The organism is Acidovorax sp. AC410, assembly GCF_979253235.1.
This window is the reverse complement of the sequence record NZ_CEEDCG010000001.1, coordinates 783,176-796,790: the sequence shown is the minus strand read 5'-3', so window position 1 is coordinate 796,790 and position 13,615 is coordinate 783,176. Positions and strand designations below refer to the sequence as shown.

Here is a 13,615-nt window from a genome sequence, read left to right as displayed (position 1 = left end):
GCGTGCGCTGGGGTGCGCCGGTGCCTTGGGGGCAGGGCGGCGGGCACAACGCGGTGTTTTGTTGTATGTCATCGTACAACAAATTGCGAGGGTGGGGATTCGGGTTAATACGGACAGGGCCCGCCGGGCCGTGTTGCCGGGCTGGCGCCGGAACGGCCTGCGGGGGCGGTGAGGGGGCGTTGGCCCCCGGGCGATCAGCCGGCCTCTGCCTGGGCGCGGCGGCGGCGCTCGCGGCTGTTGGCCAGGTGGGTGCGCATGGCGGCGCGCGCGCCATCGGGGTCCTGGCCGACGATGGCGTCGTAGATGCTTTCGTGCTCGCCGTTCACGCGCCGCAGGTACTGGCGCAGGTCGCTCTGGCTGTCGCCGGCCTCGAGCCGCGCACGCGGGATGATCATGCTGCCCAGCGTGCCCATGAGCTCCGCGAAATGGCTGTTCTGCGTGGCGCGCGCGATCTCCAGGTGGAACTGGAAGTCCGACGCCACCGCGTCGCGCCCTTCGTCCACGGCCTTGGTCACGGCGTCCAGCGCCACGCGCATGGCGGCGATGTTGGCGTCGGTGCGGCGCTGCGCAGCCAGCGCGGCGGCCTCGGTCTCCACGCCGATGCGCAGCTCCAGCACGGCGATCACGTCGCGCAGCGTGCTGAACTGGTCGGGCGTGATCTTGAAGCCCGGCGCCTGCCCCAGGCCCAGCACGAAGGTGCCGATGCCGTGGCGCGTTTCCACCAGGCCCGAGGCCTGCAGCTTGGAAATCGCCTCACGCACCACGGTGCGGCTGACCTCGAACTCCGCCATGATCGCCGCCTCCGTGGGCAGCTTGTCGCCCAGCGCCAGGCGCCCGTCGCGGATGCGGTCGCCCAGGGATTCAACCAGCTCCAGGGCCAGGGTGCGGGGCTTGCGGCGAAGGGCGATGGCGGTGTTCATTTCTCGGTGTTATCCCTATGTGATCGTGGGGCGCTTGGGAGTACATTGCATTCGCGTTGTACGACAACTGATGACGTGCAACGAAGCATACCGCCACTGTACCAAGAACCTCCTCGATTTCCATGCCTTGTCACCCGACACCGATCCGATTCAATCGCCTGTTGCTCACCGGTGCCGCCGGCGGTCTGGGCCGTGAGCTGCGCACCCGCCTCAAGGCCTATTGCACCAGCCTGCGCCTGTCCGACATCGCCGACCTGGGTGCCGAGGCCGCTGGCGAGGAAGTGCGCCCTGCCAAGCTGGAAGACGCCGCCGCCATCCATGAACTGCTGGCCGGTGTGGACGCCGTGGTGCACCTGGGTGGCGTGTCCACCGAACAACCCTGGGACGCCATCCTGCCGGCCAACATCGTCGGCGCGTACAACCTGTACGAGGCCGCGCGCAAGCAGGGCGTCAAGCGCGTGATCTTTGCCAGCTCCAACCACGTCACCGGCTTCTACCGCCAGGACGAGGTCGTGGGCCTTCGGGACCCGGCCCGGCCCGACGGCCTGTACGGCCTGTCCAAGGCCTTCGGCGAAGACCTGTCGCGCTTTTACTTCGACCGCTACGGCATCGAGACCGTGTGCCTGCGCATCGGCTCCTCCTTCCCCGAGCCGCGCAACCGCCGCATGCTGGCCACCTGGATGAGCTACGACGACCTGGAGCGCCTGGTCGTCGCCAGCCTCACCGCACCCGTGGTGGGCCACAGCACCATCTACGGCATGGGCGACAACACCACCACCTGGTGGGACAACACGCTGGCGCGCCACATCGGCTACCGCCCGCAGGACAGTTCCGAACCGTTCCGCGCCAAGGTGGAGGCGGCTGACCCCACGCCCGACATGAGCGACCCGGCCGTCATCTACCAGGGCGGCCCCTTCGTGCGCACCGGTCCGTTCGAGTGAGCACCCCCGCCATGGAACTGCTGCTGCCCGACCACCGCGACCAGGTGGGCGAAAGCCCGCTGTGGTCTGCCACCGAACAGGCCCTGTACTGGGTGGACATCGAAGGCCGCGCCCTGCGCCGCCTGCGCTGGGCCGACCGCCAACTAACCAGCTGGGCCACGCCCGAGCGCCTGGCCTGCATCGCCCTGCATGCCGATGGCGGGCTCATTGCCGGCATGGACACGGGCCTTTTTCACCTGCGCCCGGCCGACGACGGCACGCTGGCCTGCACCCTCATCTCGGCCGTGCAGCACCCGCAGGAAGGCATGCGCTTCAACGATGGCCGCTGCGACCGCCAGGGCCGCTTCTGGGCCGGCACCATGGTGCGTGACATGGCCCTGGCCCAGCCGGCCGGCGGCCTGTACCGGCAGGATGCGCGCGGCCTGTCCGTGCCCCAGGTCGAAGGCCTGGTCACGCAGAACGGCCTGGCCTTCAGCCCCGACGGCGCCACCATGTACCTGAGCGACAGCCACCCCAGCGTGCAGAAGGTCTGGGCGCTGGACCTGCACGACGATGGCAGCCTGGGCCCCAGGCGCCTGTTCGTGGACATGCGCGAGCTGCCCGGCCGGCCCGATGGCGGCGCCATCGACACCGACGGCTGCTACTGGATCTGCGGCAACGATGCCGGCGTGGTGCACCGCTTCACGCCCGATGGTGTGCTCGACCGCTCGCTCAGCGTGCCGGTCAGCAAGCCCTCGATGTGCAGCTTTGGCGGGCCCGACCTCGACCTGCTGTTCATCACCTCCATCCGCCCCGGCCAGCCCCAGGGCAACGATATCGCCCACGGCGGAGCGGTCTTCGTGGCCCGCCCCGGCGTGCGCGGGCTCGCAGAAGCCCCGTACCGCGCGGCCTGAGCACCGCAGCACCGCACCCCCCTTTCAACCCAGGAGACAACCACCATGAACGTTCCACACCTCATCGGCCGCGTGGCGCTGGCCGCCGGCATGCTGATTGGCAGCCTGGCCGCGCAGGCCACCGAATTCCGCTCGTCCGACATCCACCCCGAGGACTACCCCACTGTGCTGGCCGTGCGCCACATGGGCGAGACCCTGTCCAAGGCCACGGGCGGCAAGCACAGCATCAAGGTCTACGCCAAGGGCTCCCTGGGGATCGAGAAGGACACCATCGAGCAGACCAAGCTGGGCGCCATCGCCATGACGCGCGTGAACGTCGCGCCCATGAACAACATCTGCCCCGCCACCATGGTGCCCACCATGCCCTTCCTGTTCCGCGACAAGGAACACATGCGCAAGGTGCTCGATGGTGCCATCGGCGACGAGATCTTGAAGGACTGCGAATCGCAGGGCTTCGTGGGCCTGGCCTTCTACGACAGCGGCGCGCGTTCGATCTACACGGTCAAGAAGCCCGTCAAGACCCTGGCCGACGTCAAGGGCCTGAAGGTGCGCGTGCAGCAGAGCGACCTGTGGGTCTCGCTGCTCGAAGCCATGGGCGCCAACGCCACCCCCATGCCCTTCGGCGAGGTCTACACCGCGCTCAAGACCGGCCTGGTGGATGCTGCCGAAAACAACTACCCCAGCTACGAGAGCTCGCGCCACTTCGAAGTCGCCAAGTACTTCAACAAGACCGAGCACTCCATGGCGCCCGAGATCCTGCTGTTCAGCAAGCGCGTGTGGGACACGCTGAGCGCCGATGAGCAAAAAGCCATCCGCGCCGCCGCCAAAGAGTCCGTGGGTTTCATGCGCAAGATCTGGGACGAGCGTGAAGAAAAGTCCCTGGCCACCGTGAAGGCCGCTGGCGCGCAGATCGTGGAGATCGACAAGGTTGCCTTCAAGACCGCCATGAAGCCGGTGTACGACAAGTTCCTCAAGGACGCCAAGCTGCAGGACATGGTCAAGCGCATCGACGCCGTGCAGTAAGAAAGAGCAGAGCCCTGAGGGCAGGCGGTACGGGGACGCAAGCGCCCGCCGCCTGCCCCTTTCCAGTTGTTGTTATTGAATGTCCACTATGTACACGCGACTCTGCGCTTTCATTGCGCGCACCTGCCTTCAACTCGGGGTGGGAGGGCTCGTCCTGCTGGTTTGCGCCGTGCTCTACCAGGTCATCGGCCGCTACGTGTTCAACGACACACCCACCTGGGCCGAGAGCGGCGCCGTGCTGCTCGTGCTCTACGTGACTATGCTCGGCATGGCAGTAGGGGTGCGCGATGCGGGCCACATCGGCCTCGAATCCTTCCTGGTGCTGGCGCCCGACTGGCTGCGCACCAAGCTCGAACTGCTGATCCACGCGCTGGTGCTGCTGTTCGGCGTCGTCATGGCCTGGAACTGCGGTGTGCTGGCCGAGTCGGTCGCGCCCTACAAGATCCCCACGCTGGGTATCTCCGAAGCCTTCAAGTACGTGCCGCCCGCCCTGGCCGGCGTGCTGGTGGCCATGTTCTCGCTGGAGCACATCATCGCCATCCTGCGCGGCGTCGAAGTCGAGCCCGCCTGGCACTAAGAGACTGGGAATCCTTCGCCCATGCCCGCCTTGCACGCCACAACACCCCGGCTCGTCGTTGCAAATGCTCGCCATAGCACGGGCTATGGCTGCGCTTTGCGCCTAGACCCGGAGCGTCGTGGCGCACCTTTCGGGCACGGCCAAAGAATTCCCAGCCTCTGAGCTTCCCTTTGCACCCTAACGTCCTCACAAAGATTCCACCACCATGGCGTTGACCATCCTCTGCGTGACCTTCACGCTCCTGCTGCTGCTGGGCGTGCCCGTGGCCTTTTCGATCGGCCTGTCGTCGCTGGCCACCATCCTGTACGAAGGCCTGCCCCTGGCGGTGGGCTTCCAGCAGATGATTTCGGGCATGAACCCGTTCTCGTTCCTGGCCATCCCGTTCTTCATCTTTGCCGGCGAGATCATGATGTACGGCGGCATCGCCGACCGCATCGTCAACTTCGCCAAGAGCGTGGCGGGCCACGTGCGCGGCGGCCTGGGCATGAGCAACGTGCTCGCCTGCACCCTGTTCGGTGGTGTCTCGGGCTCGCCCGTGGCCGACGTCTCGGCCATGGGTGCCGTGCTCATCCCGCAGATGAAGAAAGAGGGCTACCACGCCGACTACGCGGTGAACGTGACCACCCATGCCTCGCTGGTGGGCGCGCTCATGCCCACTTCGCACAACCTGATCATCTTCACGCTGGCCGCTGGCGGCAAGGTGAGCATCGCCGCGCTGATCCTCGCCGGCATCGTGCCCGCGCTGCTGCTCACGGTCTGCAACCTGGCAGCCGCCTACCTCGTGGCCGTCAAGCGCGGCTACCCCGCCGGCACCTTCCCCGGCTGGGAGATCGTGTGGATCTCGTTCCGCGCCTCCGTCCCCGGCCTGGCCGTGGTGGTCATCATCATCGCGGGCATCCTGTCGGGGGCCTTCACGGCCACCGAGTCGGCGTCCGTCGCGGTGCTGTGGGCGCTGGTGCTCTCGGTCTTCGTCTACAAGAAGCTCACGCGCGAGCAGTTCCTCAAGGCCGCCTCCAAGGCCGTCAAGACCACCGGCACCGTGCTGCTGCTGATCGGCATCTCGTCGATGTTCGGCTACCTGATCGGCCTGTACGGCGTGGCCGAGATCACCGGCGATGCGCTCAAGTCCATGAGCACCTCGCCCTGGGTCATCTTCCTGTGCGTGAACATCATTTTGTTCATCCTGGGCACTTTCCTCGACATGGCGGCCACGATCCTCATCTGCACGCCGATCTTTCTGCCCATCTGCCAGCAGTTCGGCATGAGCACCGAGCAGTTCGGCATCGTGATCCTGATCAACTGCGCGCTGGGCCTGAACACCCCGCCCGTGGGCACCACGCAGTTCATCGGCTGCACCATCGGCGGCATCTCCGTGGGCGAGGTGATGAAGACCATCTGGCCGTTCTACAGCGCGCTCATCGTGGCGCTGATGCTCGTGACCTACGTGCCGCAGTTCTCCATGTGGCTGCCGGACCTGGTCCTCAAGGGTGGTGGGTGAAGCGCAGGGGGCCCGGCGGCGAGGTCGGGTCTCCTGCGTCTTTTTTCCTGCACTGCTGACCGACTGATCGATAGCATCCATGAGGCGCCCTCGGGCGCCTCGTTGCCTTTTTGGGCGCCCCCGCGGCGCCTCGTTTCCTTCTTGACCGAGAGATTTCCGCATGGGGGCTGTTTCCCGTTTTGCCGACCGCAAGGTGCTCGTCGCCGTCGCACTGCTGTGCTGCCTGCTCTGGGGCAGCTCCTACCCTGCCATCAAGACCGGCTACGCCTGGTTCGGCATCGCCAAGAGCGATGTGCCCACGCAGCTCGTCTTCGCCGGCTGGCGCTTCGTGGGCGCGGGCCTGGTGCTGCTGGCCTGGGCCCTGGCCAGCGGCCGCAAGGTGGGGGCCCTGGGCCCCGGCTCGGCGCGCCAGCTGGTGGTGCTGGGCCTGGCGCAGACCGCGCTGCAGTACGTGTTCTTCTACGTCGGCGTGGCACACACCACGGGGGTCAAGGCCTCCATCATGAACGCCACCGGCACCTTCTTCAGCGTGCTGCTGGCGCACTGGGTCTACCACAACGACCGCCTGAGCCATGCCAAGCTCTGGGGCTGCGTGGTGGGCTTTGCGGGCGTCATGGTGGTCAACCTGGGCCGCGGCTCGTTCGACATGGACTTCACCCTGCTGGGCGAAGGCTTCGTCGTGCTCGCCGCCCTGGTGCTGGCCGCCGCCAGCATCTACGGCAAGCAGCTCTCGCAGCGCATGGACTCGGTCGTCATGACCGGCTGGCAACTGGCCATCGGCGGCGTGGCCCTGCTCGCCATGGGTTGGGGCGCAGGCGGCGCGCTCACCGGCTTCACCCCCGCATCCACCGCATTGCTCGTGTACCTGGCCCTGCTGTCCTCGGCCGCGTTCTCGCTGTGGAGCCTGCTGCTCAAGCACAACCGCGTGAGCCAGGTCACCGTGTTCAACTTCACCGTGCCGGTGTTTGGCGCCGGGCTGTCGGCCCTCTTCCTGGGCGAGGCGCTGTGGGAGTGGAAGAACCTGGTCGCGCTGATGCTGGTGTGCGGGGGGATCTGGCTGGTGACGCGCGATGCGGGGCAGGGCGGGGCAGGCAAATAAGCGCTTCTCCAAGGCCCCCTGCGGCCACAGGTCCATCCTTCGCGCATGGGGCCGGAAAAGCCATGGGCCTTGTGCGCATGGCCTTTTCTGCTACCGTTGTTCACTACTATGCCCACGCTTGCGATCCACAACGACTGTGACCAGGACTTCATGCAGCTCGCCTTGGCGCAGGGGCGGCGTGCCCTGCCAGGGTGCCTGCCGAACCCTCCCGTGGGCTGCGTGCTCGTGAAGAATGGGCAGGTGATTGCCAGCGGCTTCACCCAGCCGCCCGGTCAGCACCATGCGGAAGCGATGGCTCTCGCCCGGCTGCCCGAAGACCTGTCGGGCGACCTTTCCGAAGTCACGGCATTCGTCACGCTGGAGCCCTGCTCCTTCCATGGCAGAACGCCGTCGTGCGCCACAGCGCTGGTGGCCCGTGGCATCGGCCGGGTGGTGGTGGCGACGCTCGACCCGGACCCGCGCAATGCGGGCAAGGGCATCGACATCCTTCGGGCGTCAGGGATCCAGGTCGCCTTGGGTGTGCTCCAGGGCCAGGCGCTGGAAGACCTGGGGCCGTACCTGGGCCACTCCCGGTAGTTGCCGCCATGAGCCTGTGCGCCGTTGAACTGACCACCATTCCTGCGGACGAGCATTTCCACCAGCAAGGGGTGGCCGTGCGCGTCGAGATTTTGCACGACCACTTGGTGTGCCAGTCCGCCCGCTATTGGCGCCGCAGCACCGTGGCGATGGAGTGGATGGAGCACAACCATCCCCCGGAACTACGGGCCGGTGCACCCAGCGCCTTGCGCGATGACCTGGCAGCAGGCCTCCTGGGCCTGCTGCGCGCGGCCAGGATCAGCCCCTATGTGGAAGGCGTGCATGCAGGTATCCACGCCACGAAGTGCCAGTTGGCGATTTCTTCGGCATTTCTCTCCTGCAGCCTCTCATGGTTTGCCGAGTCGCCACCGGAGTGGAGCGGGCTTGCGCCCCTCGTGAATGCGCTCGAAGCGATAGGCCGGGACTGATGCTCCAGCGGGCCAAGGGGCTGGCTTAGGGCGCCCCGAAGCCGTCACCTTGACAGCACCGGGCACTGCTATAGTCGCCGCCATCCTGGTGTGTTGCTGCCATGCACTGTGGCAAGAGGCGGCCTCCATTCCCTTCATCTTCCGTTCCGATGAGCATCACGATTTCCTCCGGGGACGGGCCATGCCTGCATCTCAACGCCTGGAGTTGGGGCGTGCTCCATTTCCTTGTCGAGAAGGCCCAGCTGTTTCCCGAAGACGTCTGGGAGCCCGCGCGCCACCTCGGGACCGACCTCGATTTCATCCAGGCGACGCAACTGGCGGATTTTCTGGGTGCCAGTGTCTTGCCTGCGCTCAAGCCTGGGGAGCGCATGTTCTTCGACGGCAGCAAGACCGACCTGCCTGACGACGGCACCTTTTTCCGTGACGCTGGCGAGCAGTGGAAGAATTACAGCCTGCATAGAGAAGTGGTGCAGGACATTCTTGAGTTCCTGAAAATGTCCAAGGGCGCAGTGTCGTTCTACTAGCAGTGCCGTTCAAGGTCCTGCCACCAGCGTCTGCCATCATTCCCGCCACCGACTTCCACCACCGACCCCGAATGAACCTACAAACCCTGTTCCCTGAGCTGGCCCGCGGCCGTGCCCTGCTGTTCTCGCTGTGCGCCGCCTTCTTGGCCGGATGCACGGCGACCACCCCCAACATTCCCCTGGACAAAGCCGGCGCCGCACCGATTTCCACGGTGTCGATCCTGCGGGTCACCGAGTCGCAGTCCTTCACGGTGCGCAACCGCTCGGGCCTGTCGGCCCTGGGCGGCGCCGTCGGCGGTGCCATTGCCGGGGGCATACAGGCCACGCAGACCGAGGGCTTCGTGAAGGAGTACAACGCCGGCCCGGTCCGGCTGCCGGCGCAACTGGTCGATGATCTGCAGCAGAGCCTGTCGGCGCGGGGGATGCGCGTCTCCTACCTGCCGGACGAGGTCGCCAAGCTCAGGGACGGTGCCGACGACTACACCCACATCCAGACGGACAGCGATGCGCTGCTGAGCGTCTGGTTCGGCCCGGTGGGCTATGTCGCCGATGGCATCGTGGACGCAGCGTTCGAGCCGTGGGTGGTGGTGCACGTGCGGCTGCTGCATGGCAAGACCAAGCAGGTGCTGGCGCAGAAGAGCTACACGGCAGGTTACCAGTCCTCGGTGAAGGGGGCCGTGCCCGTGCCGTGCGCCGCGACGTACCGCTTTGGCACCTACGAGCGGCTAATGGCGGAATTCGCCCGGGCCACCCAAGCCCTCTCGGTCTGCCAAAAGGCCATCGCGCAGCAGGTGGCACAGGACCTGCGGTGATTCCAGCCCAAGGGGGCCTTCCACCCGCAGGAGGGGCGCCCGCGCAGCGCGCCGACCGCCCCCATCGCCACACAGGCTTGCCGGCTAGCGCGCCAGCCGCACGATCCCATAGGGGTTGAACTTGAAATCGTCCTCCTCGTACGTGGAGGCGAGCGAATGGGCAGCGCGGCGCTGCTTGAGCACCTGGGCCACTCCGTGCTGCGCCATCTCGTCCGCCACGGCATCCATCAGCGCCACCACCTGCAGCTCCGATCCAAGCGATTGCGGCGCATACACCTCCGGCAAGCCGACCAGGTGGAACCCCACGCTTTCCAGGTAGCCCTGGTCCGACAGCGGGCGCCTGGCAAAGGCCAGCCGGCCAATCCGCTGCTGTGCCAGCAGGTCGCCGGACTGCAGGGCCTGGGCGCCCTGGCGCACCAAGGCCCGCCACCGGTCGATCCCGTGCGCGACGCCTGCACTTTCGCCCTTCACGGCGACAGCCCCCGCGTCGATCAGCCGGCCGACCAGCTGCAGGGCGGCCATCGAGACTTTGACCGTGTCCTGCCGGTGCATGGGCGGCCCCAGGACGTAGAGGACGGACTGGTGGCTGGCGACCGCCTTTTCGTCTGCTGCGGTCCACGCATTGGATGCAACCCGGTCGCGGTTCACCGTGAACGACCGCGGCATGCGATCGTCAGGCTCTGCGATGGAATACTCCTCGTCCACGCTGAACCCGGTCGCGAACTCACGCACTGCGCGAGACACGGCCTCCTTCAACTGCGCCTGGTGGCCACTTTTTCCGAGGAAGCACAGAACGTGGCGCGGCTGCACCGACGGCTCGGGCGCCGACACCGCGGTCTTGTCGCCGGGCGAGCCCGCGCCGGACTTCTGGGCCATAGAAACCCTCCAGCCCATGGCGGCTGCAATCCCTGCTGCAAGCAAACGGCGCATGTTGTTCAATGTTCTGTCCTCACGTGTGGATGCGGTTGCATGCACCGCGTGGCGGAGTGCGGGGCGAGGCGGGCTTTTTTCATGCAGGCAAGTCTACTGCCAGCCCCCGCAGGGGCAGCCGCCGCGGCCCCGCTGCAGAAGAGAAGACGAACCGCGTTTTTCATATTCGTACCTTGCAACGGTGGCTGAAAGGAAGAAAAGTGCTTTGCAGGAGCACCGTCGCCGGGCCGATGACCCGCAGATGGACGGCAATTCGATGCGGGGCAGCGAGCAACCGCTTCGTCGTGACTGTATCGGGCACGGCACGTCTTTCATGGCGAATACTGGTACTCGCAAATCACATCCTCTGCGCCAGTGGCGTGAAAGAAGTCATAGCCTATCTGGTGTTCGCGCAGACACGTTGCAAGGCGGTCGCAGCAGGTCGCCACAAAGTCGACGGGAACGCCGTACCCGCTGCCATCCACTTGAAACGGTGACTCCGGTGAGAGGTTCCCAACATAGTGCAGGCTGAAGGTGCGTGCGAAGTCCTCAAGGCGTATCGCCCACTGCCCGACGGTCACGGCAATGCCCGCCTCCACGAGAATCTGCGCGAGCTGCTCCTTGGATTCTGGATAGAACACGTCGCCCAACACATACGAGTCAGGAACCGCCATGGGAGCCCCCAGGTTGCAGCGGACGGTACACAGGCGGCGCCACGGAACGCGCCCTTTCGGCACAAGGCTCAGGCGCCGGATTTCGCCAGGACATAGGCGATGCGCTCTTTGTCAAAGGCCACCCACGATGCCTTGCCTTGAAGCACGGCACCTCGAAGCTCTGGCAGCCGCTGGGTCATTTTCAGGAAGTCGAGCCATTGCATTCCAACATGGGCGCCGGCAAGTGACGGGTGTGATGCGAGGATGGCGGCTGAGGACCAGGCTCCGTGATGGGGTATGGAAACCGACTGCATTCTGAGCCGATCAGACGCCTGGGTCGTGTAGGGAGCACCGGCTTCGATGGATGCAGGCAGGGATGTGCGATCGATCCCCACAAAGACTTCGCGACCGGACATCCGTTGGTACAGCAGATGGAAGTCTGCATCTCGCTGATGCTCCGCGATGTCAAAGATCAACTGCCCGACGTCGCGCGCATCTTTCTTCTGTGGTTTTTTAAGAAGCGCGAACACGCTCACCTCCGGCGCCCAGGGCCTTGGTCAACGGCGCCAAAGGATGGCCAGGCCGGTTGACGGGCCGTGCCCATCTGTACCGTAGCCTCTGTCGATCAAGACGATGGGCCGTGTGGTAGCCGCCGATCGAGACCCGGAGATCGCAGTCAGGACACTTCAGGTCAATGGGCATTTTGAGGCGGATGAAGGAGGGCTGTTCCTGGCCGGTGACGGCAATCGTAGCAGTGCCTGCGTTGGGCCCGAGGCCGAACGAGCACTCAGCCGACATGCCCCGCATAGACTCCCCGCATGCCCCACCCCCATCCCCACCCCCACCACAGCGAAGCAATCTCGCACCCCCGGCGCCCCGCCCCAGCGACCCTGCGCGCGCGCCTCGCCGCGGCTCTGGTGTGCTTGGCATGCCTGGCGTCCCTCGCCGCCCACCAGACCGCCCGCGCGGCCGAACTCGACGCCCGGCGCCAGGCCATCCTCACCTCCATGTACAACCCGGATGCGGTGGTCACGGAGGCCGTCCACCGCGACTTCTGGTCCGGGTTCGACAACGACCCCAGCGACCCGAAGCTGCCCGCGTCGATGGAGCGCATGGCGGCGGCGCTGAAGAATTCGCTGGCATTCGAGCGGGCCAAGGTGCTCAGCTACAAGGCCAGCATCAAGCAGCGCAAGCCTGTGTTGGACCCCGCCTACGAAGAGGTGCTGCAGGCGCGGCTTGCGATGCTGCGCGATCGCAACCTGCCTCCCGACAACGTCCTGGCGCAAGCCAAGGAGTTTCGCGAGTCGCTGGTGCCGGTCTCCCAGGGCAAGCCCCTGGGTGCGCCGGGCGGCGCCCAGGTGCTGATGACCCCTGCGCTGCTCGACGGCTTGCTCAAGAACATCGAGGCCGCGCATGTGCGGCTGCAGCGGCTGCTCAACCCGGTGTGGACGCCGCCCGCAGGCGGGTGAGCCAACAGCAAGCAGGCACTCAATCGAGCAGGCAGGCAGGTCGGCGCAGTCCACTCACGGCTGCCTGCTGCCGGGCCCTGCGTGTTGCGCCAGGGCCGCGAGTGCTCCCCGGCAGCGCCAGGGTGGTGGGCTTGCCCGGCGCACACCTGTCTACTTGAATAAACTCCCCCCATGCCCCACACCCTCCACCGCGAAGCATTCCAGCAGACCCTGCACGGCCTGCGCACCGACCTGTTCACCCTGCGGGGCGAGGGCGGGCTGCAGGTCGCCGTCAGCAACTACGGCGCGCGGCTGGTGCAGGTCGCAGTGCCCGACGGGCAAGGCGGCCTGATGGACGTGGCGCTGGGCTACGACAGCCTGCAGGGCTACCTCGACGGGCAGCTCTCCATGGGCGCGCTCATCGGCCGTTGGGCCGGGCGGGTGCGCAGCGGGCAGCTCAGCGTGCCCGGCCACGATGCGCCACTGCAGTTGCCCACCAACAGCGGCCCGCACCACCACCATGGTGGGCCGCGCGGCAGCCGCTTCCAGGTGTTTGCGGTGGACGCGGTGCAGGCCGACGCCATCGCGCTGAGCCATGTGTTCCGCACCGAGGACGATGGCGTGCCCGGCACGGTGCGCCTCACGGTGCGCATTGCCGTCACGCCCGACAACGCGCTGCAGATGGCCTGGACCGCCGAGGCGGCCGATGCACCCACCATCGTCAACATCACCGGCCATGCCTTCTTCAATCTGGCCGGTGCCGGCAGCACGCACCGCCACCAGTTGCAGGTGCCTGCCAGCCGCTATGTGCCGCTGGCGCTGGATGTGTGCCCGCTGGGCCAGGTCGAGGAGGTGCAGGGCACGGCGTTCGACTTTCGAGAGTTGCGCACGGTGGGCGAGGCCATTGCACAGCACGGCGACCAACTGGCCCTGGCTGGCGGGCTGGACCACTACCTGGTGCTCGACAGCGGCGTCTCGGCCCGCGCGCCGTTTGCCCTGCCGGCCGGCAGCCCCGGCCTGCGCCTGGCCGCGCGCCTGCGCGAGCCCGCGAGCGGGCGCAGCATGCAGGTGTGGAGCACGGCACCCGGCGTGCAGGTCTACGCGGGCCACGGTCTCAAGGCCGACCCGGCGCGCGACCTGGGGCGGGGCGGCGGCAAGAATCCGAACGGCTGGCTCTGGCAGCCCGGCGACGGCATCTGCCTGGAGCCCATGGAGTACCCCGATGCGCCCAACCAACCGGCCTTCCCCATGCGCTGGCTGGCGCCGGGCGTGGTGGAGCATGGGGCCATCGTGTACCGGTTTCTTTGATAGCGG

At 66.8% G+C, this 13,615-nt stretch carries 16 protein-coding genes; 12 read left to right on the top strand and 4 right to left on the bottom strand.

Features of this window, described 5'->3' with window-relative positions; genetic code table 11:
- Positions 1-194: 194 nt before the first annotated feature.
- A complete protein-coding gene (locus AC0IZS_RS03675) occupies positions 195-920 on the bottom strand; it encodes a FadR/GntR family transcriptional regulator (RefSeq protein WP_007853081.1) in 726 nt (241 codons plus the stop codon).
- Positions 921-1,042: 122 nt separating this feature from the next.
- Here AC0IZS_RS03675 and AC0IZS_RS03670 point away from each other — a divergent pair, with 122 nt between their 5' ends.
- From AC0IZS_RS03670 to AC0IZS_RS03625, 10 genes are all read left to right on the top strand, one after another.
- Complete coding sequence (locus AC0IZS_RS03670; protein ID WP_471634404.1) at positions 1,043-1,861, top strand: NAD-dependent epimerase/dehydratase family protein; 819 nt, start codon at positions 1,043-1,045, stop codon at positions 1,859-1,861.
- Between the two features lie 11 nt (positions 1,862-1,872).
- Positions 1,873-2,754 (top strand): SMP-30/gluconolactonase/LRE family protein, encoded by an 882-nt coding sequence (locus AC0IZS_RS03665; RefSeq protein WP_471634403.1) that lies wholly within the window; start codon positions 1,873-1,875, stop codon positions 2,752-2,754.
- Positions 2,755-2,799: 45 nt separating this feature from the next.
- Positions 2,800-3,777: a TRAP transporter substrate-binding protein gene (locus AC0IZS_RS03660; protein WP_471634402.1), complete on the top strand. Its 978-nt coding sequence runs from the start codon at positions 2,800-2,802 to the stop codon at positions 3,775-3,777.
- Between the two features lie 88 nt (positions 3,778-3,865).
- Positions 3,866-4,354, top strand: coding sequence for a TRAP transporter small permease (locus tag AC0IZS_RS03655; RefSeq protein ID WP_471634401.1), 489 nt, complete (start codon positions 3,866-3,868; stop codon positions 4,352-4,354).
- Between the two features lie 205 nt (positions 4,355-4,559).
- Complete coding sequence (locus AC0IZS_RS03650; protein ID WP_471634400.1) at positions 4,560-5,852, top strand: TRAP transporter large permease; 1,293 nt, start codon at positions 4,560-4,562, stop codon at positions 5,850-5,852.
- Between the two features lie 160 nt (positions 5,853-6,012).
- Positions 6,013-6,951: a DMT family transporter gene (locus AC0IZS_RS03645; RefSeq protein ID WP_471634399.1), complete on the top strand. Its 939-nt coding sequence runs from the start codon at positions 6,013-6,015 to the stop codon at positions 6,949-6,951.
- Between the two features lie 108 nt (positions 6,952-7,059).
- Complete coding sequence (locus AC0IZS_RS03640; RefSeq protein WP_471634398.1) at positions 7,060-7,527, top strand: bifunctional diaminohydroxyphosphoribosylaminopyrimidine deaminase/5-amino-6-(5-phosphoribosylamino)uracil reductase RibD; 468 nt, start codon at positions 7,060-7,062, stop codon at positions 7,525-7,527.
- Between the two features lie 8 nt (positions 7,528-7,535).
- The gene (locus AC0IZS_RS03635; RefSeq protein WP_471634397.1) at positions 7,536-7,955 is read left to right on the top strand and encodes a hypothetical protein; all 420 of its coding nucleotides are present in this window, start codon (positions 7,536-7,538) and stop codon (positions 7,953-7,955) included.
- 149 nt (positions 7,956-8,104) lie between these two features.
- The gene (locus AC0IZS_RS03630) at positions 8,105-8,479 is read left to right on the top strand and encodes a hypothetical protein (protein WP_471634396.1); all 375 of its coding nucleotides are present in this window, start codon (positions 8,105-8,107) and stop codon (positions 8,477-8,479) included.
- A gap of 71 nt (positions 8,480-8,550) precedes the next feature.
- Positions 8,551-9,291, top strand: a complete 741-nt coding sequence (locus AC0IZS_RS03625) for a hypothetical protein (protein ID WP_471634395.1) — start codon at positions 8,551-8,553, stop codon at positions 9,289-9,291.
- Between the two features lie 84 nt (positions 9,292-9,375).
- Here the strand turns inward: AC0IZS_RS03625 and AC0IZS_RS03620 are convergent, their stop codons facing one another.
- The 3 genes from AC0IZS_RS03620 to AC0IZS_RS03610 form a co-directional block, all read right to left on the bottom strand.
- A complete protein-coding gene (locus AC0IZS_RS03620; protein WP_471634394.1) occupies positions 9,376-10,167 on the bottom strand; it encodes a hypothetical protein in 792 nt (263 codons plus the stop codon).
- 365 nt (positions 10,168-10,532) lie between these two features.
- Positions 10,533-10,874, bottom strand: coding sequence for a hypothetical protein (locus AC0IZS_RS03615; protein WP_471634393.1), 342 nt, complete (start codon positions 10,872-10,874; stop codon positions 10,533-10,535).
- Positions 10,875-10,942: 68 nt separating this feature from the next.
- Entirely contained in the window at positions 10,943-11,383 is a 441-nt protein-coding gene (locus AC0IZS_RS03610; RefSeq protein WP_471634392.1) for a hypothetical protein, read from the bottom strand.
- Positions 11,384-11,671: 288 nt separating this feature from the next.
- On the opposite strand from AC0IZS_RS03610, the gene AC0IZS_RS03605 reads away from it, so the two are divergent.
- Positions 11,672-12,322: a hypothetical protein gene (locus tag AC0IZS_RS03605; RefSeq protein WP_471634391.1), complete on the top strand. Its 651-nt coding sequence runs from the start codon at positions 11,672-11,674 to the stop codon at positions 12,320-12,322.
- Between the two features lie 171 nt (positions 12,323-12,493).
- Positions 12,494-13,609, top strand: a complete 1,116-nt coding sequence (locus AC0IZS_RS03600) for an aldose epimerase family protein (RefSeq protein WP_471634390.1) — start codon at positions 12,494-12,496, stop codon at positions 13,607-13,609.
- Positions 13,610-13,615 lie beyond the last annotated feature (6 nt).

Coding starts and splice junctions, on each gene's coding strand:
- AC0IZS_RS03675 (WP_007853081.1), bottom strand. CDS start 920: ATGAACACCGCCATCGCCCTTCGCCGCAAGCCCCGCACCCTGGCCCTG.
- AC0IZS_RS03670 (WP_471634404.1), top strand. CDS start 1,043: ATGCCTTGTCACCCGACACCGATCCGATTCAATCGCCTGTTGCTCACC.
- AC0IZS_RS03665 (WP_471634403.1), top strand. CDS start 1,873: ATGGAACTGCTGCTGCCCGACCACCGCGACCAGGTGGGCGAAAGCCCG.
- AC0IZS_RS03660 (WP_471634402.1), top strand. CDS start 2,800: ATGAACGTTCCACACCTCATCGGCCGCGTGGCGCTGGCCGCCGGCATG.
- AC0IZS_RS03655 (WP_471634401.1), top strand. CDS start 3,866: ATGTACACGCGACTCTGCGCTTTCATTGCGCGCACCTGCCTTCAACTC.
- AC0IZS_RS03650 (WP_471634400.1), top strand. CDS start 4,560: ATGGCGTTGACCATCCTCTGCGTGACCTTCACGCTCCTGCTGCTGCTG.
- AC0IZS_RS03645 (WP_471634399.1), top strand. CDS start 6,013: ATGGGGGCTGTTTCCCGTTTTGCCGACCGCAAGGTGCTCGTCGCCGTC.
- AC0IZS_RS03640 (WP_471634398.1), top strand. CDS start 7,060: ATGCCCACGCTTGCGATCCACAACGACTGTGACCAGGACTTCATGCAG.
- AC0IZS_RS03635 (WP_471634397.1), top strand. CDS start 7,536: ATGAGCCTGTGCGCCGTTGAACTGACCACCATTCCTGCGGACGAGCAT.
- AC0IZS_RS03630 (WP_471634396.1), top strand. CDS start 8,105: ATGAGCATCACGATTTCCTCCGGGGACGGGCCATGCCTGCATCTCAAC.
- AC0IZS_RS03625 (WP_471634395.1), top strand. CDS start 8,551: ATGAACCTACAAACCCTGTTCCCTGAGCTGGCCCGCGGCCGTGCCCTG.
- AC0IZS_RS03620 (WP_471634394.1), bottom strand. CDS start 10,167: ATGGCCCAGAAGTCCGGCGCGGGCTCGCCCGGCGACAAGACCGCGGTG.
- AC0IZS_RS03615 (WP_471634393.1), bottom strand. CDS start 10,874: ATGGCGGTTCCTGACTCGTATGTGTTGGGCGACGTGTTCTATCCAGAA.
- AC0IZS_RS03605 (WP_471634391.1), top strand. CDS start 11,672: ATGCCCCACCCCCATCCCCACCCCCACCACAGCGAAGCAATCTCGCAC.
- AC0IZS_RS03600 (WP_471634390.1), top strand. CDS start 12,494: ATGCCCCACACCCTCCACCGCGAAGCATTCCAGCAGACCCTGCACGGC.